At 72.5% G+C, this 20,974-nt stretch carries 22 protein-coding genes and 1 pseudogene; 7 read left to right on the top strand and 16 right to left on the bottom strand.

Annotation, left to right across the window (positions count from 1 at the left end; all coding sequences use genetic code 11):
• Positions 1–20: 20 nt before the first annotated feature.
• The 4 genes from J2N69_RS19695 to J2N69_RS19680 form a co-directional block, all read right to left on the bottom strand.
• The gene (locus tag J2N69_RS19695; protein ID WP_230901955.1) at positions 21–434 is read right to left on the bottom strand and encodes a PIN domain-containing protein; all 414 of its coding nucleotides are present in this window, start codon (positions 432–434) and stop codon (positions 21–23) included.
• Positions 431–697 (bottom strand): hypothetical protein, encoded by a 267-nt coding sequence (locus tag J2N69_RS19690; protein ID WP_051819484.1) that lies wholly within the window; start codon positions 695–697, stop codon positions 431–433. Before J2N69_RS19690 ends, J2N69_RS19695 begins: the two co-directional genes overlap by 4 nt.
• Before the next feature lie 119 nt (positions 698–816).
• Complete coding sequence (locus tag J2N69_RS19685) at positions 817–1,650, bottom strand: hypothetical protein (RefSeq protein WP_230901954.1); 834 nt, start codon at positions 1,648–1,650, stop codon at positions 817–819.
• Between the two features lie 163 nt (positions 1,651–1,813).
• Entirely contained in the window at positions 1,814–2,212 is a 399-nt protein-coding gene (locus tag J2N69_RS19680; protein ID WP_230901953.1) for a hypothetical protein, read from the bottom strand.
• Between the two features lie 136 nt (positions 2,213–2,348).
• Here J2N69_RS19680 and J2N69_RS19675 point away from each other — a divergent pair, with 136 nt between their 5' ends.
• The 3 genes from J2N69_RS19675 (at position 2,349) to J2N69_RS19665 (ending at position 4,036) form a co-directional block, all read left to right on the top strand.
• Entirely contained in the window at positions 2,349–3,197 is an 849-nt protein-coding gene (locus J2N69_RS19675; RefSeq protein ID WP_408056753.1) for a helix-turn-helix domain-containing protein, read from the top strand.
• Positions 3,194–3,442, top strand: a complete 249-nt coding sequence (locus tag J2N69_RS19670) for a DUF397 domain-containing protein (protein ID WP_230901951.1) — start codon at positions 3,194–3,196, stop codon at positions 3,440–3,442. The genes J2N69_RS19675 and J2N69_RS19670 overlap by 4 nt, the downstream gene beginning before the upstream one ends.
• A 75-nt stretch (positions 3,443–3,517) precedes the next feature.
• Positions 3,518–4,036, top strand: coding sequence for a hypothetical protein (locus tag J2N69_RS19665; protein ID WP_230901950.1), 519 nt, complete (start codon positions 3,518–3,520; stop codon positions 4,034–4,036).
• A gap of 18 nt (positions 4,037–4,054) precedes the next feature.
• Here J2N69_RS19665 and J2N69_RS19660 read toward each other — a convergent pair whose 3' ends face one another.
• Together J2N69_RS19660 and J2N69_RS19655 are read right to left on the bottom strand one after the other, a co-directional pair.
• On the bottom strand, positions 4,055–4,666 hold the full coding sequence (locus tag J2N69_RS19660; RefSeq protein WP_230901949.1) for a Uma2 family endonuclease: 612 nt from the start codon (positions 4,664–4,666) through the stop codon (positions 4,055–4,057).
• 168 nt (positions 4,667–4,834) lie between these two features.
• A complete protein-coding gene (locus J2N69_RS19655; protein ID WP_230901948.1) occupies positions 4,835–6,118 on the bottom strand; it encodes an adenylosuccinate synthase in 1,284 nt (427 codons plus the stop codon).
• 176 nt (positions 6,119–6,294) lie between these two features.
• Here J2N69_RS19655 and J2N69_RS19650 point away from each other — a divergent pair, with 176 nt between their 5' ends.
• On the top strand, positions 6,295–7,254 hold the full coding sequence (locus J2N69_RS19650; RefSeq protein ID WP_230901947.1) for a diacylglycerol kinase family protein: 960 nt from the start codon (positions 6,295–6,297) through the stop codon (positions 7,252–7,254).
• Between the two features lie 30 nt (positions 7,255–7,284).
• Here the strand turns inward: J2N69_RS19650 and J2N69_RS19645 are convergent, their stop codons facing one another.
• Positions 7,285–7,776 (bottom strand): GbsR/MarR family transcriptional regulator, encoded by a 492-nt coding sequence (locus tag J2N69_RS19645; RefSeq protein ID WP_230901946.1) that lies wholly within the window; start codon positions 7,774–7,776, stop codon positions 7,285–7,287.
• Between the two features lie 224 nt (positions 7,777–8,000).
• Between J2N69_RS19645 and J2N69_RS19640 the strand changes: the two genes are divergently transcribed.
• Complete coding sequence (locus J2N69_RS19640) at positions 8,001–8,948, top strand: ABC transporter ATP-binding protein (RefSeq protein WP_230901945.1); 948 nt, start codon at positions 8,001–8,003, stop codon at positions 8,946–8,948.
• Positions 8,945–10,579: an ABC transporter permease gene (locus J2N69_RS19635; protein WP_230901944.1), complete on the top strand. Its 1,635-nt coding sequence runs from the start codon at positions 8,945–8,947 to the stop codon at positions 10,577–10,579. The genes J2N69_RS19640 and J2N69_RS19635 overlap by 4 nt, the downstream gene beginning before the upstream one ends.
• A gap of 5 nt (positions 10,580–10,584) precedes the next feature.
• On the opposite strand, the gene J2N69_RS19630 is transcribed toward J2N69_RS19635, so the two are convergent.
• The 8 genes and pseudogenes from J2N69_RS19630 to J2N69_RS19595 all read right to left on the bottom strand — a co-directional run bounded on the left by J2N69_RS19630 (position 10,585) and on the right by J2N69_RS19595 (position 19,126).
• Positions 10,585–11,856 carry a cytochrome P450 gene (locus J2N69_RS19630; protein ID WP_230901943.1) on the bottom strand — a complete coding sequence of 424 codons (1,272 nt, stop codon included), beginning with the start codon at positions 11,854–11,856 and terminating at the stop codon, positions 10,585–10,587.
• Positions 11,857–11,918: 62 nt separating this feature from the next.
• Complete coding sequence (locus J2N69_RS19625; protein WP_230901942.1) at positions 11,919–12,587, bottom strand: response regulator; 669 nt, start codon at positions 12,585–12,587, stop codon at positions 11,919–11,921.
• Complete coding sequence (locus tag J2N69_RS19620) at positions 12,584–14,050, bottom strand: sensor histidine kinase (RefSeq protein WP_408056752.1); 1,467 nt, start codon at positions 14,048–14,050, stop codon at positions 12,584–12,586. The genes J2N69_RS19625 and J2N69_RS19620 overlap by 4 nt, the downstream gene beginning before the upstream one ends.
• A gap of 83 nt (positions 14,051–14,133) precedes the next feature.
• A pseudogene (locus J2N69_RS19615) lies at positions 14,134–14,754 on the bottom strand (acyltransferase family protein); the annotation flags it as partial.
• Positions 14,755–15,210: 456 nt separating this feature from the next.
• Positions 15,211–16,089 (bottom strand): alpha/beta hydrolase family protein, encoded by an 879-nt coding sequence (locus J2N69_RS19610; RefSeq protein ID WP_230901940.1) that lies wholly within the window; start codon positions 16,087–16,089, stop codon positions 15,211–15,213.
• A 143-nt stretch (positions 16,090–16,232) separates the two neighbouring features.
• Complete coding sequence (gene kynU / locus J2N69_RS19605) at positions 16,233–17,513, bottom strand: kynureninase (RefSeq protein WP_230901939.1); 1,281 nt, start codon at positions 17,511–17,513, stop codon at positions 16,233–16,235.
• Complete coding sequence (locus J2N69_RS19600) at positions 17,506–18,369, bottom strand: tryptophan 2,3-dioxygenase family protein (RefSeq protein WP_230901938.1); 864 nt, start codon at positions 18,367–18,369, stop codon at positions 17,506–17,508. Before J2N69_RS19600 ends, kynU begins: the two co-directional genes overlap by 8 nt.
• 130 nt (positions 18,370–18,499) lie before the next feature.
• On the bottom strand, positions 18,500–19,126 hold the full coding sequence (locus tag J2N69_RS19595) for a CGNR zinc finger domain-containing protein (RefSeq protein WP_230901937.1): 627 nt from the start codon (positions 19,124–19,126) through the stop codon (positions 18,500–18,502).
• Positions 19,127–19,236: 110 nt separating this feature from the next.
• On the opposite strand from J2N69_RS19595, the gene J2N69_RS19590 reads away from it, so the two are divergent.
• On the top strand, positions 19,237–20,415 hold the full coding sequence (locus J2N69_RS19590) for an NADH:flavin oxidoreductase (protein ID WP_230904781.1): 1,179 nt from the start codon (positions 19,237–19,239) through the stop codon (positions 20,413–20,415).
• A gap of 84 nt (positions 20,416–20,499) precedes the next feature.
• Here the strand turns inward: J2N69_RS19590 and J2N69_RS19585 are convergent, their stop codons facing one another.
• Positions 20,500–20,913, bottom strand: coding sequence for a DUF3151 domain-containing protein (locus J2N69_RS19585; RefSeq protein WP_230901936.1), 414 nt, complete (start codon positions 20,911–20,913; stop codon positions 20,500–20,502).
• Positions 20,914–20,974: the final 61 nt, after the last annotated feature.

Here is a 20,974-nt window from a genome sequence, read left to right as displayed (position 1 = left end):
TGGGCCCGCCCCGCCGCGCGTCAGCCCTCGATCCGGAGGGTCCGGATGCCCGTACCCCGGTAGCGGTGCGGCGCCCTTGTCAGCACCGGGCGGCCACGCGGCCACTCGGCTGACGGCAGCGCGAGATGCAGTGCGTGCGCCCCGCCCCAGTCCGCCTCGGCGTCGATCCGCAGCCGTTTGCCGACCGCCGCGGCGCCCGCGAAGTCCAGCTCCGTGATGTCGACGGACGGCAGCGAGCCGACGTGCTCGGCGACCCCGGCGCGGTCACGCTCGGCGGCCGCGAGCGCCAGGGCGGGCACGTAGACCCTGAGGGCGGGGTCCTTCTCAGCCTCGACCACGAGCCGGGACGCCATCCTGTTGCCCGCTCCGAGCGCCAGCGCGGCGGTGTCGTCGAAGATGACGGCACGCGGCAGCGGGTACTTGTCCTTCTTCACTGGACCTCCCCGATGCGACCGGCCTCAAGGTCGGCCCAGAGCTGCTCGCCCGCCTTCTCGTCCTCTTCGGTGTAGGGCCCGCCGAGGAAGTGCTCCTCGACGTACGCCTTCGTCTCCTCGTACCGCCGCCGCTGCTCCTCCTTGGTGGGCGTGGCGCCGGCCAGCTGCGCGACCAGATCACGCATGGTCATCCCGCGCTCGCGGGCCAGCTCCATGAGGCGGTCACGGACGGCGGGGTCGACCTTGATCGTGGTGTCAGCCATGACCACAGTATACCGGCGGTATACCGTCTCCGGGCGTTCCAGTGCGATGGTCATGGCACTCCGTTTCTTTCGAGGGACCCGGTCTCGCGGGTGCGGGCCGGGAGTCTGATGCCTGGGCGTCAGGCGGGCAACGGCACGGCGCGGCCCCGGAGCGCCGCTCTCGCCGCCGCCCCGCCGCGCAGCGCGGCCGCGACGAAGCCCGGCTGACCCGGAGCCCGCCTCTCCTCGCCCGCGCGGGGCGCTCGCGGCGGGGGCGGCGGAGCCGGCAGCTTCCGTCGCAGCCGGTCCTTGAGCAGCGCGGCGGCCGAGTACACGCGCGGCGGCAACCCCTGCGTCAGCGCCGCCCGCACCGCCGCGTCACTCGCGCCGACCGCCCACCACTCCTCGACGAGCGGCGCGAGGCGGACGGCCTCGGCGGCGCCGATCGCGAGCCGGGGTTCGCGCCTCCCGAGGGAAGCCAGCAACTGGGCCGCGTGCCCCGGCGGTTCCGCGTCACGCGGCTGCGGCTCCGGCTGCGGCTCCGGCCGCGGCTCCGGGGAGGGAGGTTTTTCTTCCCTGGTCTTTTCTCCCGAAGGGAGAGGGCCCGCCGCCGCGGAGGGCGACACGCCGGGGGCCAGGTTTTGAACTTTTTCACCGTCACCCTCTGGGGGCGTCTCGTCGTACGGAGTATCGAAGACCTCGTAGACGGTGAAGAGTTGCTTCGTCTCCGGGTCCTTGCGGACGACTCGCTTCAGGTACCGGGATTCCTCCAGCTCACGCAGGGCGGCGGCGACCCGCATCCGCCCCTCCTTGCGCTGTTCGGCGAGCGAACGGACCGTGGCACGGGCGCCGTTGGGAAGGCTGAGGAGGTACATCAGTACGCCTGCCGCGCACCAGGAGATGGACCTGTCGCGGAGAAGAGAGTTGGCGAAGCTGGAGAACGCGCGCGTGGGCGTCGTACGATGGATACGCATCTGGAGGTGTTCGCTCCGGGTGTCGAGCCCCCAGGTGTTCCAGCACCGTGGGGGCAATTTCTTGCGCTGCCGAGCGGCCGCGCTGCTGGCGGTGACTCTATGCCCACGCAAAGCGGCGCCCGCAAGTCTGAACTGCCGTTTCAGCAGGTCGCGTTCATCATCTTCACTCGTGCGAGTTAAGCGCGGCGCGCAGCAGCAGGGTGTGGACGCGGCGGTCCGGGCCAGTGGGACGGTAGCGCCAGCTGAGCGGCCAGGTATGGCCCTCCAGCGCGGGCACCGGTACGTACGAGACGTGCCCCTGCCCGGCCGTCAGGCGGGTGACCCCGTCCGGCCACGACCGGTGGGACGTGCTGCCGACCGCCACGAGGAAGTACACCGCGCGGCGCCCGTTCTCCTCCTGGACGATCGGCCCCGGGTCGCCGCCTGTGAGCCACGCCAGCTCGTCGGCGACGGCGCGGCCGGGGTCGCCGTCGACCCGTACGGCGTCGAACTGCACGCCCGCCTTGCGGAGTTGGAGACCGGTGCGAGGGAGCCAGTCGGCCTGCGCGTTGTACGTGTTCATGGGTTCAGCCAAGCGGCGTCGCGGTAGCTTTTCCATGACTCTGAGTCGACTACCGCGCACGGTCGGATACGGGCCGTATGTGGTTGTGGCCGGTTGAGATCGGTTGAGATCCGGTGAGTTCGGAATACTTTCGGAGGTGACCGCGATGGCGCGGTCCGCGAACAAGGACGAGGCGGGCGGGGTCACGCATCTCGTCGCCGCGCTGGCCAGGGCCCTGCGGGAACAGCAGCGGCTCTCCCAGAACGAGGTGGGCGCCATGACGGGGTACACGGGGTCCGCGATCAGCGCCATGGAGACATGCGCGCAGCCGGCCAGCGACCAGATGCTGGTCAAGCTGGAGGAGACGATCGGGGCGGGGCTGGGGGTGTTCGAGAAGGCCCGCCAGTACATGCTGATGGAGAAGTATCCGGCTCGGTTCCGGGGCTTCTCCGCGATGGAGGCGGCGGCGCTCACCCTCTTCTCGTACGAGACCCTGGTCGTCGACGGCGTCTTCCAGACGGAGGAGTACGCGCGGGCGCTGATCGCCGGTAGTTATCCGTCCGTCTCCGAGGAGGCGTGCGAGGAGTTGGTCGAGGCGCGGTTGGCACGCAGGGCGCTGCTGGACCGGGTCCCTGTCCCGATGATCGAGCTGATCCTGGAGGAGTCCGTGCTGCGGAGGCCGTTCGGGAGCTGGGAGATTCTGCGCGGCCAGTTGCGCTCGCTCGCCGAGGACGCCCAACGGCCCAACGTCACGGTGCAGGTACTGCCGTTGACGCGCGGGCTGCGGGGGACGTACGCGGGTGATCGTGGTCCCATGAAGCTGATCGAGACCAAGGACCACGAGCACGTCGTCTTCCTGGAGATCGAGGACCAGGGCATCCTGGTCAGCGATCCGGCGGAAGTCTCCCAACTCGCCCACCGCTATGCGAAGATCCGCGCACAGGCCCTGAGTCCCGACGACTCGCTGAGCCTCATCGAGCAGTTGGCAGGAGAGAAACAGCGATGAGCAGCACCCTGCGGTGGTTCAAGTCGAGTTACAGCGATGACGGTGGCGGCAACTGCGTCGAAGTCGCCTATGACTGGCGGAAGTCCAGCTACAGCGACGGCGGTGGTGGCAACTGCGTCGAGATCGCCCCCTGCCCCCAAGCCGTCGGCTCCACCACCCACATCCGCGACTCCAAGAACCCCGACGGCCCCGCCCTCGCCGTCTCGGCGGACGCCTGGACCGCGTTCCTCTCCTGGGCCGAGTAGGGCTCCCCCGCGCGGTGGAGGCGGACCGGCCCCGGAGGTGATCCGCCGCGCCGGGGTCGCGGCGAGGCTGGAGCCATGACCACGACAGCCGTGCACGTCGCCCCCGCCCCGACTCCTCCCACCACCGCCCCCACCTGGACCGTCCGGGTCGCGCACGCCATCCCCCTGGTGGCGCTGCCGGTCTGCGTCTGGCGGCTGCCGATCGCCTTCGGGTACGGGATGGGTGGGGAGACCTTGGACCCGGCGTGGTTCAACATCCCGTACGTCTTCGGGCTCAGCGTGCTCTCGGAGATCGCCGCGCTGCTGAGCTTCGGCCTCGTACGCGGCTGGGGCGAGGTCGTTCCGGCCTGGGTGCCCCGCATCGGCGGCCGTCGCATCCCGCCCGCCGCCGTGATCGTCCCGGCGGGACTCGGCGGGCTGCTCTTCACCGCCCTGGGCGTCGCCTGGCTGGTCACGGCCCTCACCCAGGGCCCTGGTGGCTGGCCCTACGCCGACGGCTGGAACGTCCTCGCGATGACGGTGAGCGGGCTGATGACGCTGTGGGGGCCGCTGCTGCTGGTCCTCACGGTGGCGTACCACCGGCGTCGGCGGTAGGCCCCGCCATCGGCATGGTCAATCGCGGTACCGGCGGAAGTCACCTGTCTCCACCGACCACGGACCCAGCTGGACGGTGTCGCCGAACTTGTAGCGGCGCGGAGTGTCCGCGTAACGGGGCTCCCCGGCGGAGGTGTCCGGGCCGGAATGCACCGTGATCGTGCCGTCCCGGGGGTCGACGATCACGTAGATGGGGATGCCCATGCGGGGGTAGTCGCGGAGCTTGGTGATGTGGTCGTTGCCCGGATTCGAGGGGGAGACGACCTCGACCGCCACGGAGACGTCGGGGCCCAGAGTGGCGAACTCCTCAATCTCTCGGTCGCGGACCTCACGCGTCAGGAGGAGCAGATCCGCCGTCCGGCAGAGACCGAGGTCGGGACGGTGCACGCGGCCCTCCGGTCGACCGACCGCGTCACGGTCCTGGTTCCGGACCTGGAAGCCGATTTCCAGCACAATCTCACAATGTGCGTTTGAAGGGGACATCATGTGGACGGTGATCTCCTGGTTCGCAATGTCGGCCCGCACCAGGTCGCCGCGGCTCTCCGCGATGGCCACGATCTCCTCGGCATACTCGCCGAGCTGCTGATACGTGACCGTCGGCCTGCTCGGCTCCACCGGCTGCGCACTCATCGGCCTACTCCTCGCTCGGGCATGACGGAGATGCCCTCCCACGGTAACGCCGGTCGCTGTCATGTCCGGCAGTCTTCCGGAGACGCCGAAGGGGTGGGTCGCCTCCAGCGCGACCCACCCCTTTGAGTGAGCTGAGTGAGCCGAGCCCCGGTCCCGGGGCCGGGCGGCTCAGACGAACGAGTTGATCTCGATCGTCTCCGTGCGGCCCGGGCCCACGCCGATCGCGGAGATCGGGGCGCCGGACATCTCCTCCAGTGCCTTCACGTAGCCCTGCGCGTTCTTCGGCAGGTCGGAGAAGGTCTGGGCCTTGGTGATGTCCTCGGACCAGCCCGGCAGCATCTCGTAGATCGGCTTCGCGTGGTGGAAGTCGGTCTGCGAGTAGGGGAGCTCCTCCACGCGCTTGCCGTCGATCTCGTACGCGACGCAGACCGGGATCTGCTCCCAGCCCGTGAGGACGTCCAGCTTGGTGAGGAAGAAGTCCGTCAGGCCGTTCACGCGGGTCGCGTAGCGGGCGATCGGGGCGTCGAACCAGCCGCAGCGGCGGTCACGACCGGTGGTCACGCCGCGCTCGCCGCCGATGCGGCGCAGGTCCTCGCCGTCCTGGTCGAACAGCTCGGTCGGGAACGGGCCGGCGCCGACGCGGGTCGTGTACGCCTTCAGGATGCCGATGACCCGGCTGATCTTCGTCGGGCCCACGCCCGTGCCCGTGCAGGCGCCGCCCGCGGTCGGGTTCGAGGAGGTGACGAAGGGGTACGTGCCGTGGTCGACGTCCAGGAGCGTGCCCTGGCCGCCCTCGAAGAGGACGACCTTGTCCTCGTCGAGCGCGTCGTTGAGGATCAGGGTGGTGTCGGCGACGTACTGCTTGATGTTCTCGCCGTGCTCCAGGAGCTGCTCGACGATCTGCTCCGCCTCGATCGCGCGGCGGTTGTACAGCTTCGTGAGGAGCTGGTTCTTGATCTCCAGCGCCGCTTCGACCTTCTGCTGAAGGATCGACTCGTCGTAGAGGTCCTGTACGCGGATGCCGGTGCGGTTGATCTTGTCGGCGTAGGTCGGGCCGATGCCGCGGCCGGTCGTACCGATCTTGCGCTTGCCGAGGAAGCGCTCGGTGACCTTGTCGACCGTGACGTTGTACGGCGTGATGATGTGAGCGTTACCGCTGATCAGCAGCTTGGACGTGTCGACGCCGCGCTCGTTCAGACCGCTCAGCTCGGAGAGCAGGACCGACGGGTCGATGACGACTCCGTTGCCGATGACCGGGACGCAGTCCGGGGAGAGAATCCCGGAAGGGAGGAGATGCAGCGCGTACTTCTGGTCGCCTACGACGACGGTGTGGCCGGCGTTGTTGCCGCCCTGGTAACGCACTACATAGTCCACGGAGCCACCGAGCAGGTCAGTGGCCTTTCCCTTGCCTTCGTCACCCCACTGAGCACCGAGCAGCACAAGTGCGGGCACAGGCGTACACCCCTTCCGGGCGGGGCATGTCCAAGGTCAGGGGCCGTAGCCGCCGTATGGGTGTGCCTTGGATGCTGCCCCGGAATAGACGAAGCCCCTGGCGCAATAGCGCAAGGGGCTCTTGCACAAAGATGCTACCCGAGGTCTCAAAGAACGGCTAAAAGAAAGGGCGCGCGGTGTCGGCTCGCGACCAGCTCCTTGTCGTCATCGACCCGGTCGCCCGGCGTGCGGACGGTGAGTCGGTACGGATCGCGAGGGACGTGCTCGGCGCGGGCGCGGCGGTGCGCTTCTGTCTGCCCGACGGGCCCGAGGAGTTCACGAAAGCGCTGGCCAGGCGGGGTGCTCGCCGCCTCGTGGTGATCGGTGACGACCGTGCGCTGCTGCGGGCCGTGCAGGCGCTGCACCGGGAGCGGGGGCTGTCCGGTCCCGCGCTCGCGCTCGTCCCCGTGGGGCCCGCGCAGTCGCTCGCGCGCTCCCTCGGCGTGCCCGCCGGGGCGGTCGCGGCGGCGCGGGCGGTGCTCGAAGGGACCGAGCGGCGGCTCGATCTGCTGGTGGACGAGAGCGACGGGGTGGTCCTCGGCGATCTGCGGATTCCGCCGGTGGGCGGCGGCCCGCCGTACCCCTCGTCACCCGGCTCGGCGCCCGGCTCGGTGCCCGGTCCGTCATCTGGTGTGGGGGCCGGTCCGTCGTCCGGCTCGTCGTCCGGTCCGGCCGTCGCCTCCGCCGCCTCCGCCCGCGCCGCCCGTCTCTCCCGCGCCTCCGCCGCCGAGGGGCACCCGTGGCTGCGGAGCTGCCAGTCGTTCGTCCGCACCCTCGCCACGCGGCCGTCACGGGTCGCGGCACCGGCCGCGGGGCCGTCGCGGCTGCGGATCGAGGCGGACGGCGTCACGCTGGTCGACCTGGACCAGCCGGTGGAGGCCGTGCGCGTCACCGCGGGACACGGCGGCCTCGCGCAGGTGGAGGTGCGGCCTGCCTCGGTGGGCGCGGAGGCGGCGCCGCTGCGGGTGCGGGCACGGTCCGTGACGGTCTCGGGGGCCGACTTCCGCTACCGCGCCGACGCGGTGGTGGCGGGGCCGGTCCGTACGCGGACCTGGACGGTTCATCCGGGGGCGTGGGGGCTGACCCTGCCGGGCTGAGGGCTGCTCCCCGGGGGACGCGCCCGTCCCTCAGTCGCGGCCGAACAGGTCCTCGCGGCGGGCCCGCCAGCGTTCCATCATCGCGGCCAGTTCGACCTCGATGAACTCGAAGAACGCCAGCGTCTCCGCGAGCCGCCGGCCGGCCGGGGTGTCCGCGCCGAGGCCTGCCACGCCCTCCCGAAGGGCGTTCTCCCAGCGCTTGATGACCGCGTCACGGTTGCCGATCGCCTCGTACCACTGGTTGCCGTGGACCCGGAAGAGGTCGCGCCGGGTGCCGGGCTCGCGCTCGCGGGAGATCATGTGCTGCTGCGCGAGGTAGCGCACGGCACCCGAGACGGCGGCGGGGCTGACCCGCAGCTGCTCGCCCAGCTCGGCGGCGGTGAGCGCGCCCGAGTCGGAGGCGAGCAGGGCGGCGAAGACGCGGGCGGGCATACGCGGCATGCCCGCCTCGACGAGCTGCGCGGCGAACTGCTCGACGAACCGGGAGACGGCCTCCGCGCCGACCCGCCCCGCAGCGCTCACGCCAGCGCTCGCGTCAGGGCTCCCGTCAGTGCTCACTTCAGCGCTCGCGTCAGGGCTCCCGTCAGCCCGCCCGCCTCCCCGCACCTGCGCCTGTCCCCGCCCGTCGTCCTCGTTCGTCATCTGCCGATCATCTCCCGTGGTCACACCGGCCCCGCTCCTCGGCCTCCGACTTTATACGCTTCCTTAACTTCACAACTTTGTGAACCTCGCGTACTTTCAGAAACATGACGAAGGCAATCACCGTCTCGGGGCTCCACAAGTCGTTCGGCAGGACCCACGCCCTGGATGGTCTCGACCTGGAGGTCGAGACCGGCGAGGTGCACGGCTTCCTCGGACCCAACGGCTCCGGGAAGTCCACGACCATCCGCGTCCTGCTCGGCCTGCTCCGCGCCGACTCCGGCGCCGCGCAGCTGCTCGGCCGCGATCCCTGGCACGACGCCGTCGACCTGCACCGCCGCGTCGCGTACGTCCCCGGCGACGTCACCCTGTGGCGCAACCTCTCCGGGGGCGAGGTCATCGACCTCTACGGGAAGCTGCGGGGCGGCCTCGACCGGGCCCGGCGCGACGACCTCGTCGAGCGGTTCGAACTCGACCCCACCAAGAAGGGCCGCACGTACTCCAAGGGCAACCGGCAGAAGGTCGCCCTCGTCGCCGCCTTCGCGTCCGACGTCGACCTGCTGATCCTCGACGAGCCGACCTCGGGCCTCGACCCGCTGATGGAGGGCGTCTTCCAGCGCTGCGTCGCCGAGGAACGGGCGCGGGGGCGGACCGTCCTGCTCTCCTCGCACATCCTCAGCGAGGTCGAGACGCTCTGCGACCGCGTCAGCATCATCAGGAAGGGACAGACCGTCGAGAGCGGTTCCCTCGCCGAACTGCGCCATCTGACGCGGACCAGCGTCCACGCCGAACTCGTGCACCCGCCGAGCGGTCTGGCGGAGCTGCCGGGCGTCCACGACCTCGCCCAGCGGGAGGTCGAGGGCGGCCGCGGCCACCGGGTCGAACTGAACGTGGAGACGGACAAGCTCGACGCCGTGCTCACGTCGCTCACCGCTTCGGGCATCCGCTCGCTGACCAGCACCCCGCCCACGTTGGAGGAGCTGTTCATGCGGCACTACCAAGAGGGTGCGGCCGACGACGCGGACGGCGTACGGGAAGGGTCGGTGGCGCGATGACCGCCGTTCTCGGCACCTCCTCCGCCGCCGCCCGCAGGACCGGCGGACCACGCCCGCCGCGCCAACTCGCCGGTACGGGCGCCCTGCTGAGGCTCGCGCTGCGCCGTGACCGCGTCATGATGCCCGTCTGGGTCATGGTCGTCGCCGGGCTGGTCCTGGCGATGCCGGGCTCCCTGGAGAACGTGTACGCGACAGCCGCCGAGCGCTCCGACGCCATGGCGACGATGAACGCCAACTCCTCGATGCGGGCCATGTACGGTCCCGTCTTCGGCGACTCCGTGGGTGCCCTCACCGCCTGGCGCATCGGCTGCTACGCGGGGGTTCTGGCCGCCGTCATGAGCCTCGTCATCGTCGTACGGCACACGCGTGAGGAGGAGGAGACGGGGCGTCAGGAGATGCTCTCCGCCTCCGTGGTGGGGCGGCGGGCGCCGCTCACCGCGGCCCTGCTCGCCGCGCTCGTCGCCAACGCCGGGGCCGGGCTGCTCATCACCCTCGGCCTGGCCGGGCGGGGCGCGGCCGGGGCGCTCGCGCTCGGCCTCGGGGTCGCGGGCACCGGCATGGTCTTCGCGGCCGTGGCGGCCGTCGCCGCGCAGCTCACGGAGAGCGCGCGGCTCGCCAAGGGGCTGACGGCGGCGGTCCTCGGCACGGCGTACGTCCTGCGGGCGGCGGGCGACGCCGGGGACGCGGACGGTTCGTCCGCGGCGGCCTGGCTCTCGCCGCTCGGCTGGCAGCAGAACCTGCGGGCCTTCGCGGGCGAGCGCTGGTGGGTGCTCGCGCTCGTCGGGGCCGCGGTCGTGGCGCAGGGCGTGGCCGCGTACGAACTGGCAGGGCGCCGTGACGTCGGGATGAGCTTCCTGCCGACGCGGCCGGGTCCCGCGCGGGGCCGGCTCGCCACGGCGGGCGCGCTCGCCCTGCGGCTCCAGCGGGGCGCGGTGCTCGGCTGGACGGCGGGGTTCCTGTCCGCCGGTCTCGTCTTCGGGCAGATGGCGTCCGGCGCCGCCGACATCGTCGGCGACAACGAGAACACCCGCGACATCATCGCGCGGATGGGCGGCCAGACCGGCTTGACGGACGCCTTCCTCGCCACGCTGGCCGGGCTCTTCGGCATGGTCGCCGGGCTGTACGTCGTGGCGTCCGTGCTGCGGCTGCACGCCGAGGAGACCTCGCAGCGCGCCGAGCCGGTCCTCGCGGGCGCGGTGGGGCGGCTGCGGTGGGCGGCCGGGCACCTGGTGATCGCCTTCGGCGGGACGGTGCTCCTGATGGCGGCCTGCGGCCTCGGCATGGCCATCGGCCACGGTGACGGCGGTGCGGCGGGCGCCGTGCTGGGCGCCTGCCTGGCGCGGCTGCCCGCGATCTGGCTGCTCGGCGGCCTCGCGGTACTGCTCGTGGGGGTGTACCCGAAGGCGGCGGTGGCTTCCTGGGCCGTGGTCGGGACCTGCCTGGCGATCGGCTGGATCGGCCCGGCGCTCGACCTGCCCCAGGCCGTCATGAACCTCTCGCCCTTCAGCCACCTGCCGAAGCTGCCGGGCGCGGAGATGACGTGGCCTCCCCTGGTCATCCTCCCCCTGCTCGCGACGGCGCTGACCGCCGTGGGGCTGGCGGGGCTGCGGCGCAGGGATGTCATGAGCTGAGGGGCTCACACCTCCACGCGCAGCTCCTGGAACCCCCGGATCACGAAGCCCGGCGCGCGCCGCGGTTCCGCCGCGAGCCGCAGCGCCGGGGCCCGCCGCAGCAACGCCCGCATCGACGCCGCGAGTTCGATGCGGGCCAGCGGCGCGCCGATGCAGTAGTGGATGCCCGCACCGAAGGAGATGTGCGGGTTGTCGCGGCGGGCGAGGTCCAGTTCGCCGGGACGGGTGAACACCGCCGGGTCATGGTTGGCGGAACCGAAGAGCAGCGCCAGTTCGGAGCCGCGCGGGATCACCGTGCCGTCGATCTCGATGTCGTCGAGGACCCAGCGTTCGAAGAGCTGGAGCGGCGTGTCGTAGCGCAGCAACTCCTCGACGGCCGTGGGGACCAGGCGCTCCGGGTCGGCGCGCAGGGCCGCCAGTTGGTCGGGGTGGCGCAGCAGCGCGTACCAGCCGTTCACCGTAGCGTTGACGGTCGCCTCGTGCCCGGCGTTCAGGAGCAGCACGCAGGTGGAGATCATCTCCTGCTCGCTGAGCGACCGCCCGGACTGCGCGGACTGCACGGACTGTGTGGACTGCCCGTCATCGGTTGCCGCGATCAGGCCCGAGATCAGGTCGTCCCCCGGCTTGTCGCGCCGGGCCGCGAGCAACTCCCGCAGATACGCCGAGAATTCCAGCGACGCGGCGACCGCCCGGGCCGCCGTCTCCTCGGAGGGCTTCAGCTCGTACATCCCGCAGATCGCCGCCGACCAGGGCCGCAGCAACGGCCGGTCGCTCTCCGGGATGCCCAGCATCTGGGCGATCACCGCCACCGGCAGCGGTTCGGCGACGCGCGCCACGAGGTCCCCGCCGCCGTCCGCCACCAGATCCCGCGCCAGCCCGTCCGCCAGCTCCTCCACGTACGCCCGCAGCCGCTCGGCCATACGCGGTGTGAACGCCTTGGCGACGAGGCGGCGGATGCGGGTGTGCGCGGGCGGCTCCAGGTCGAGCATGCCGTTGTCGTTGAGGACGTGGAACGGCTCGTGCTCGGGCGGCGGGGCCGGGCGGCCGAACTCCTCGTGGGTGAAGCGGTGGAGGTACGTGCGGCCGAGGCGGCGGTCCCGCAGCAGGGCGGAGACGTCCGCGTGGTGCGGGATCAGCCACTGGTCGGTGGGCTCGTTGTAGTGGGCGCGGCCCGCCGCACGGAGCCGGCCGTACGCCGGGTAGGGGTCGGCCACGAACTCCGGTGCGGCGGGAGTGAAGACCTCGGAGGGGTCGAAGGGTGCGGGAGGCGGTGTCATGGCGGGACGCTAGGGGGTCCGCAAAGGTCGTGAACAGCCTGCGGGCGCGCTTCGTGGCTTCCTCACCCCGGCGTCACCAGTCTCGCCTCGTACGCGAAGACCGCCGCCTGCGTCCGGTCGCGCAGCCCGAGCTTCACCAGGACCCGGCTGACGTGCGTCTTGATGGTGGACTCGGCGACCACCAGGCGGGAGGCGATCTCCGCGTTCGACAGGCCCTGCGCGATGAGCACCAGGACCTCCGTCTCGCGCTCGGTCAGCTCGCCGTACTGCTGCGCCTGGACCGCCGCCGAGAGCCTTGGGGTCTCCGCCAGCCGGGAGAACTCGGTGATCAGGCGGCGCGTCACGGTGGGCGCGAGGAGCGCCTCACCGGAGGCCACCACCCGCACCCCGTCCGCCAGTTGCCGGGCCGAGGCGTCCTTGAGGAGGAACCCGGACGCACCGGCCCGCAGCGCCTGGTACACGTACTCGTCGAGGTCGAAGGTGGTCAGGACGAGCACCTTCGACGCGTCGTCGGACGCGACGATCTCGCGGGTCGCCTCGATGCCGTTCAGCTCGGGCATGCGGATGTCCATCAGGACGACATCGGGGACGAGTTCGCGGACCCGCTCGATGGCCTCCCGGCCGTTGACCGCCTCGCCGACGACCTCGATGTCGGGCATGGCGTTGAGGAGGACGGAGAACCCTTCGCGGACCATCATCTGGTCGTCGGCGATGAGCACACGGATGGTCATGCCCGGCCCTCCCCCGCCTGGCTCGCCTGCCCCGCCTGGTTCGCCTGCCCCGCCCGGTCGGTCCGGTCGGTCCGGTCGGTCCGGTCGGTCCGGTCGGCGAGCGGTACGGGCAGGAAGACGGTGACCTCGTATCCGCCCTCGGGGGTCGGTTCCGCCGTCATCTCGCCGTTCAGCATGGTGACGCGCTCGCGCATGCCGGTGATGCCGTGGCCCGCGCCCGGGGAGGCCTTGACGAGGCCGGTCGCCGGGCCGTTGACGACGCGCAGGCCGAGGCCGCCGAGGACGTAGCCGACCTCGACGCGGGCCGGGGCGCCGGGCGCGTGGCGCAGGGTGTTGCTCAACGCCTCCTGCACGATGCGGTACGCCGACAGCTCCACGCCCTGCGGCAGCTCGCGCACCGCCCCGGTGATCACCTTGTCGACGGTGAGGCCCGCGTCACGCACGTTGTCCAGGAGCCGGTCGAGGTCGGCGAGCGTGGGCTGGGGCGCGTCCGGCGCCTCGTAGTCCTCCGCCCGTACGACACCGAGGACGCGGCGCAGCTCGGTCAGCGCCGACACCGCGTTCTCGCGGATGGTCACGAACGCCTGCTCCAGCTCGGGCGGCGGGTTCTCCACGCGGTAGGGCGCGGCCTCCGCCTGGATGGCGACCACCGACATGTGGTGCGCGACCACGTCGTGCAGCTCGCGGGCGATGGTGGTGCGCTCCTCCAGGAGCGTCCGCTTGTCGCGCTCGATGGCGGTGACGGTGCGCTGCACGGTGACCTCGCGCTGCGCCTCGCGGCGCACGTGCACCATGGTGGTGACGAGCAGCGCGAGCGCCGAGAAGAACAGCATCGCCGGGGCGTCGGAGCCGCCGCCGACGCCCGCGAAGAACTCGACCACGAAGGCGTACCCCGCCGTCCCGAGCCACATCCACACGGCGGTGCGCGGGCCCGTGCGGGCCGCGACCACCACCATCACCACGATGTGCGCGAACAGGGCGGGCGGAGCCCACGGCCAGCCGTCCGAGCTGTGCCCGAGCACCGCCGTGAACGGGGTCGAGACCAGCGACACCCAGAACGCGCCGACCGGCCTCACCAGAGTCATCAGGACGGCGGCCGCCGGGATGAAGCCGGTCAGGAGGTACGCGACGTCGTTGGCGCCGAGGCCTATCTGGTAGGAGATGAACACGGTGATCAGGGCCGCGGACACCACCAGGGCGTGCGGGGTCCAGACGGCGTACCCGCGAACCCGCCGCGGCAGGAGGCGGGCCATCAGCCCGCCCGTCGTCCTGGGAGGCAGCAGCCGGTAGGCGAAGGGGTCGCGGAACAGCGCCTCGCGCAGGCCGCCGAAGGCCTCCCGCACGAGGTGGAACTCGGGGCTCTTCGGGCCTCTGGCCTGGAGCTGCTCAGTCGTATCGGTCACGTCTACGACGGTACGGGGGCGCGGCGGCCGGGTCGTCCACAGCAAGAGGGGTTCCACCATGTCCATCGCAGGTACTAGTCGCGGGTGCTGGGCGCGGGTGCTGGGTGCAGGTGCTGGTCGCGGATACGGGGCGCGGGTCCTGGTCACCGGTACTGCTCGACGGCCCGGGGCGTCGCGCGCGGCCGCGGCCCGGGCTCCGCGGTTGCCCCCCGCTCATGCGCACGGAACGCCGCCCAGCAGAACGCGAGTGCCGCCGCGAACACCGGGAGCCACGCCAGTCGGGCCGCTGCCCAGCCGAGTCCGTCCGGCACCGTGTGGAGGCCGGGCAGCGGAGTGCCGACGAGGAGACCGAGCGCGGTGACCGCCATCAGGGCCGTCTGGTGCCAGAGGAATATCGTCATCGCGGAGAGGTTGGCCAGGGCCACCGCCGCCCAGGCGATGGGCGCCCGCGTCCACCGCCGCAAGGGCTCCCGCAGCAGCAGGGCCAGGCCGCACTGGGCGAGGCCGAAGGCGACGGCCGCCAGGATGGGCGGGTCGAGGTTCGACACCGCCTCGCCGGGGACGCCGACCATCGACGCCGGGTAGCCGCCCCACAGGGTCAGCCCGGCGGCGCCCGCCGCCCCGCCGATGAGGAGCACCCACCCCGAGCGCCGCGTCAGCTCGCCGCGTGCCCAGGCCGCGCCCAGCGTGTAGGGCACGAGCCAGCCCACCGCTACGTTGACCCAGCCGAGCCAGGCGGGGCCGCCGAAGCCGAACCGTATGAGGTGGGCCCGGCCCCGCGCGCCGTACCGCTCGGCCATGCGGGCGGCCTCGGCGGCGTTCGCCCTGTTCGCCTCGTACGCGGCGGTCAGCTTCGGGGCCGTGACGCGGCCGAGGGAGGCGGGGGCCGGGGCCGGGATCTCGGGGCGCGCGGCGCCCGACACCGGGAGCACCACGGCCAGGGCGACACCGGCCGCCAACAGGGTGCGGCGCAGCCGCCCGGCCCGGATCGTCATCGTGCGCTTCCTTCCGCCACGCGGGCCGGTGCTCCGACTCGCTTCCGTGGAAGGAAAGTTAGGGATCAGGTGCCGTCGTCCACATCACGCCGGGGTATGCCGCTCCACAGTGGCCCCCAGGTATTACGGGTACCCCTGGGGATCACCCCCAGGGGCCGCGCCCCGCCCGTAGACGTACACCTCGCCCGTGGACGTACACCCCACAACAGGGCCCCGACACCGCCCTCAGAACGCCAGCTGCGCGATCTCCTCCGCCACCACCGCGCACGCGTCCGCCGCCGGATCGATCAGCGGGAAGTGGCCCACGTCCTCAAGGAGCGTGAGGCCCACGACCTCGCCCGCCTTCGCCGCCGCGTCCGCGTACGCCTCCGCCACGGCCTGCGGCACGGTGATGTCGGCGCGGCCCTGCACCACGGTCGTGGCGATGCCCGTCGGGAGCAGCGCGGCCGGATCGGCGTAGGGCAACCGTTCCTCGAACTTGGCCTCCCCGCCCAGGAGTTGGGCGGATGCCCCGCCACAGACCTCCAGCGCCTCCGCGACCTTGAGGTCCGCGATCGGCGCGAGCGCGACGACTCCGCGCAGGGGGGCCGGGCGTTCGGTGCGCCAGGGCGCGTCGGCGGGCAGCAGATGCCGCGCCGCCGCCCACAGCGCGAGGTGGCCGCCCGCGGAGTGCCCCGTGACGACCGTGCGGCGCGCGTCGGCCGCCGGCAGGGCCCTGCGTACGAGCGCGGGGAGCGCGTCGAACGCGGCGGCCACGTCGTCGAACGTCTCCGGCCAGCGCCCGGCGACGGGGCCGCTGCCGCCCTGTGCCGGGATGAAGCTGCCGCGCCGGTACTCGACGTTGGCGACGGCGAAGCCCCGGCGTGCGAGGAAGTCGGCGAACGGCGTGACGTGCCGCCGGTCGTACGGCGCGCGCCAGGCGCCGCCGTGCAGGACGACGACCAGCGGCGCCGGACGGGCCGTGTCGCCCCGGGGCGCGTAGAAGTCGACGACCTGGTCGGGGTGTGCGCCGTACGCGGCGGTGGTGTCCGGCTCCACGGCGGGGTGCGAGAAGGCCGATGCCTCCTCGGCGGCATCGCGGGCCACGGCGGCGTCGTCCGGCATGCGGCAACCTTTCCACAGCAGTGCGGCTGACGGGCACGGCCCCGCCCCTCCGGAACCCGGAGGGGACGGGACCAAGATCCGCCGGACGCTACCAGCCTCGCGTACGCGCGGGAATCACCCACCCGGCGGGCCGCACGGCGGCCTCACGACTCCAGGACCTCCGCGAGGACCCGTGCCGCGCGTTCGGCGTCGGCGAAGGACACGTACAGCGGGGTGAACCCGAAGCGCAGCACGTCCGGCGCGCGGAAGTCACCGACGACGCCCCGCTCGATGAGCCGCTTCATGACGTCCCCGGCTCCCTCGCACCGGAGCGCGACCTGGCTGCCGCGTTCGGCGTGCGCGTCCGGGGTGAGCGACTCCACCAGCCCCTTTGGCACGTACGCCGCGACGCACCGCAGGAAGAAGTCCGTCAGGGCGAGCGACTTGGCCCGCACCGCGTCCATGGAGACGCCGTCCCAGACGTCGAGCGCCGCTTCGAGGGCGAGCATCGACAGGATGTCCGGGGTGCCGACGCGCCCGCGCAGCACCCCGTCGGCCGCCTCGAACTCGGGCCGCATCCCGAAGGGCTCGGCGTGCGAGTTCCAGCCGGGCAGCGGCGAGTCGAAGCGGTCCTGGAGCTCCCGGCGCACATAGAGGTACGCGGGTGAACCGGGGCCGCCGTTCAGGTACTTGTACGTGCAGCCCACCGCGAGGTCGACGCCGTGCTCGTCCAGGCCGACGGGCAGGGCACCCGCCGTGTGGCACAGGTCCCAGACGGCGAGGGCGCCCGCCGCGTGCACGGCGGCGGTCAGGCCGGGCAGGTCGTGCAGGCGGCCGGTGCGGTAGTCGGCGTGGTTGAGCAGGACGGCGGCCGTGCGGGGGCCGAGCGCCGCCGGCACCTCGGCCGGGGTGAGCGGGGTCAGGCGGCAGCCGGTGAGGCGGGCGGCGGACTGCGCGATGTACCCGTCGGTGGGGAAGGTCGTGGCGTCGACGATGATCTCGTCACGCTCGGCTCGTCCGTCATGTCCGCCGTGGGGCTCGCCCCCGCCCCCGCTGCCGTCCCCCTCACCGCGCACGAGACGCACAGCGGCCACCAGCGCCTTGAAGACGTTCACGCTGGTGGAGTCACCGACCACGATCTGCCCGGGAGCGGCACCGACCAGTGGCGCGACCCGGTCGCCGATGCGCTCGGGCGCGGTCCACCACTCGCTCTCGCCCCACGAGCGGATGCGCAGGCGGCCCCACTGGCGGTTGATGACGTCCGCGACGCGATCCGGCACGTGGGCGGGGAGCGCCCCCAGGGAGTTGCCGTCCAGGTAGACGGTGTCGTCGAGGACGAACTCGGCGCGCTTGACGGCGAGTTCGTCCTCGCGGTCCAGCTCCTTGGCCTGAATGCGCAGGTCGGGGCCCGGGGAAGGGCGAGAGGCAGGGCGCGGGTCAGACATGGCTCCTCGCCGTCCACAGCTCGGGGAACACGTTTTTCGACGCGCGCTTCTCCAGCCAGGCCACGCCGGCCGAGCCGCCCGTGCCCGTCTTGGCGCCCATCGCACGGCGGGTGGCGACCAGGTGGTCGTTGCGCCATCGCCAGATCAGTTCGGCGACGTCCGTCAGCGTCTCGCCGAGGCGGGCGAGATCGCCGCTCTCGTCACCGGAGTACAGCTCGGTCCAGACGGCCTCGACCTGGGGCGACGGCTCGTACTTCTTGGAGAGGTCGCGCTCCAGGACGGCGGCCGGGATCGCGTACCCGCGGCGGTGCAGCAGCCGGAGCACCTCGTCGTACAGGCTCGGCTCGTGCAGCGCCTTCTCCAGCTCCGCGTGGACGCGCGGCGCGCCCCGGTGCGGGACCAGCATGGACGCCGACTTGTCGCCGAGCAGGAACTCCATGCGGCGGTACATCGCGGACTGGAAGCCTGAGCCCTCGCCGAGCGCGCCGCGGTAGGAGTTGAACTGCGCGGGCGTCAGCCCGGCGAGCGGCTTCCAGGAGTGGTTCAGGGCCTCCAGCTCGCGGATGCTGCGCTTGAGCGCGGCCACCGCGACGGGGATGTCGTCGCGGCGCAGGGCCTTCGCCGCGGTCTCCCATTCGTGGACGATCACGGTGAACCACAACTCCATGACCTGGGTGGTGACCAGGAAGACCATCTCGCCGGGGTCGTCCGAGCGAAGGTGCTGGAGGTGGGTGAGGACGTCCGCCTGGACGTAGTCCTCGTACGGGGTGGTGCCTGCGAAGTCGAGGTTCGGGGCCTCGGTCTCGGTCGTCGGCCGGTGCGCCTCGACGGGCGTCTCATGCGCCTCTGGGGACATCGCTGTCTCCTCGTACGTACTCCGGGTAGCGGTCCGCCCCTGCCGGTACCGGCACGGGGGCCCCGGTCCCCACCGGAATCTTCCGCAACTTTCACGGAAACGGCAAGACACGCTTGTTCGATGACAGCAGCTAAGGTGCTACGGCACTGTCATCGGGGCTGTCATCCCGTACGCGGCGACGTTCCCGGCAGGCACGCAGGTGCGCGGCGTTCCCGCAGCCGCGCACCGAGTGCCAGACGCCGCTGTTGTTGCGGGAGCGGTCGTAGAACGCGGCGGCGCACTCCGGGTCGCGGCAGATCTTCAGGCGGCGCCAGACGCCCGAGGTCTGGGCGAGCAGCCCCTCCGCGAGCACGGCGGAGGCCAGCCATCGGGCTCCCGCCCCCTCCGGCTCCACGGTCAGCGTGCCGTCGCCCGCGAGCCCGACGACGACGGGGGCGGAGGTGAAGCGCACCGCCGCCCCGCCCCGGTCCCCCGCGGCGAGCGCCCGCCGCACCTGGTCCCGCAGGCAGCGCAGCTTCGGCAGGTCCTCGTCGGTGAGCACGAGGTGCACGTCGGGCCGCCCCGCCTCCCGGGCCCAGCCGCGCACCGCCCCGTCGGCCCACTCCTGGGCGGCGCCGAGCGCGCCGTCGCCCAGCAGGTCGGGCAGGCCGGTGGGGCCGGGGCGGCAGGCGGGCGCGGTATTCAGGAGCTCCTGGACGAGGGCGAGGCCGCCGGGCGCGGGACTCAGGCAGTACCGCTCGGTCGCTGGCCAGTTCATGCCTCTCAAGGTACCCGCCCGCACATGGACACGGGCAAACGGCTTACAGTGCTGTCAGATACGTACGACGCCACTCGCACCGAACGCCCCCGGAGGGCCGCATGGAAGCCATGGAAGCGACGACGGAAGCCACCGAGAAGAAGGCGGCGGCCACGCCGGAGCCCGCACAGCCGAGCGATTCGGACGCCGCGCGCGCCGCGCGCGTCCTCGGCCGTCCCTTCGACATCAACGGCCTCACCCTCCCCAACCGCATCGCCATGGCCCCGATGACCCGCGAGTTCTCGCCCGAGGGCGTGCCCGGCGCGGACGTCGCGGAGTACTACGCCCGGCGCGCCGCGGGCGGCGTCGGCCTGATCGTCACCGAGGGCACGTACGTCGACCACCCCTCGGCCGGCAGCAGCCACCGCGTCCCGCACTTCTACGGCGAGGCCGCGCTCGCGGGCTGGCGGCAGGTCGTCGAGGCCGTGCACGCCGAGGGCGGCAAGATCGTCCCGCAGATCTGGCACGTGGGCGCGACCCGCGACGAGGGCCAGGGCCCGGTCCCCTCCGCGCCCCCGATGGGCCCCTCCGGCCTCGGCCTGGACGGCGCGGCCAAGGGCCACGCGATGACGGGCGCCGACATCGACGCGGTGATCGCCGCCTTCGCCGACAGCGCGGCCGCCGCCGAGCGGACCGGCTTCGACGGCGTCGAACTGCACGGCGCCCACGGCTACTTGATCGACCAGTTCCTCTGGGGCACCACCAACCGCCGCACCGACGGCTACGGCGGCGACCTCGCCTCCCGCACCCGCTTCGCCCGCGAGATCGTCGAGGCGGTGCGCGCCGCGGTCTCGCCGACGTTCCCCGTGATCTTCCGCTTCTCGCAGTGGAAGGCGAACGCGTACGACGCGAAGCTCGCCGCCGACCCGGCCGAGCTGGAGACCTTGCTGGCCCCGCTCGCCGCGGCGGGCGTCGACGCCTTCCACGCCTCCACGCGCCGCTACTGGCTGCCCGAGTTCGAGGGCAGCGACCTGAACCTCGCGGGCTGGGTCAAGAAGCTCACCGGCAAGGCCACGCTCTCCGTGGGCTCGGTCGGCCTCGACAAGGAGTTCCTGGGCGCGGGCTGGACCAAGGAGACCGCCTCCACCGGCATCGGCCTGCTCCTGGACCGCATGGAGCGGGACGAGTTCGACGTGATCGCGGTGGGCCGCGCGCTGATCGCCGACCCGCAGTGGGCGAACAAGGCGGTGACGGGCCGCCTGGCGGAGGCGGAGCCGTTCGACGCGAAGCAGTTGGGCCGGCTGCGCTAGTTCGTCGGTTCTTCGCCTGCGGGCGCGCGGTGGCTGGTCGCGCAGTTCCCCGCGCCCCTTCGGGGCGCGGGGGCCCGCTCAAGGTCAGCCCAGCGTCTTCGCCGCCGTCTCCGACGAGTCCCGCAGGAAGCCCGCGCAGCGCTCGTACTCCTCCTGCTCGCCGATCGCCCGCGCCGCCCGCGCCAGGGCGTGCAGCGCGCGCAGGAAGCCGCGGTTCGGCTCGTGCTCCCACGGCACCGGGCCGTGGCCCTTCCAGCCGCTGCGGCGCAGGGCGTCCAGGCCGCGGTGGTAACCGGTGCGGGCGTACGCGTACGACTCGACGACGCTGCCGCGCTCGAACGCCTCGTCGGCGAGCTGCGCCCAGGCGAGCGAGGACGTGGGGTACTTGGCGGCGACGTCGGCGGGCGCCGTGCCGCTGCCCAGCAGCTCGCGCGGCTCCGGGTCGTCGGGCAGGTGGGTCGGGGGCGGTCCCCCGAGCAGATCCTTGTGAATGGCCATGGGGCAAGTCTGCTGCATGGCGCCGACAAGAAGGCCCCGGGTCACCCGACCCGGGGCCTTC

Origin of the sequence: Streptomyces huasconensis, from assembly GCF_021028635.1 — a bacterium.
In the GTDB taxonomy this organism is placed as follows: domain Bacteria; phylum Actinomycetota; class Actinomycetes; order Streptomycetales; family Streptomycetaceae; genus Streptomyces; species Streptomyces huasconensis.
Note: the sequence above shows the minus strand (reverse complement) of the source record. Positions and strands in the feature narration are given on the sequence as shown.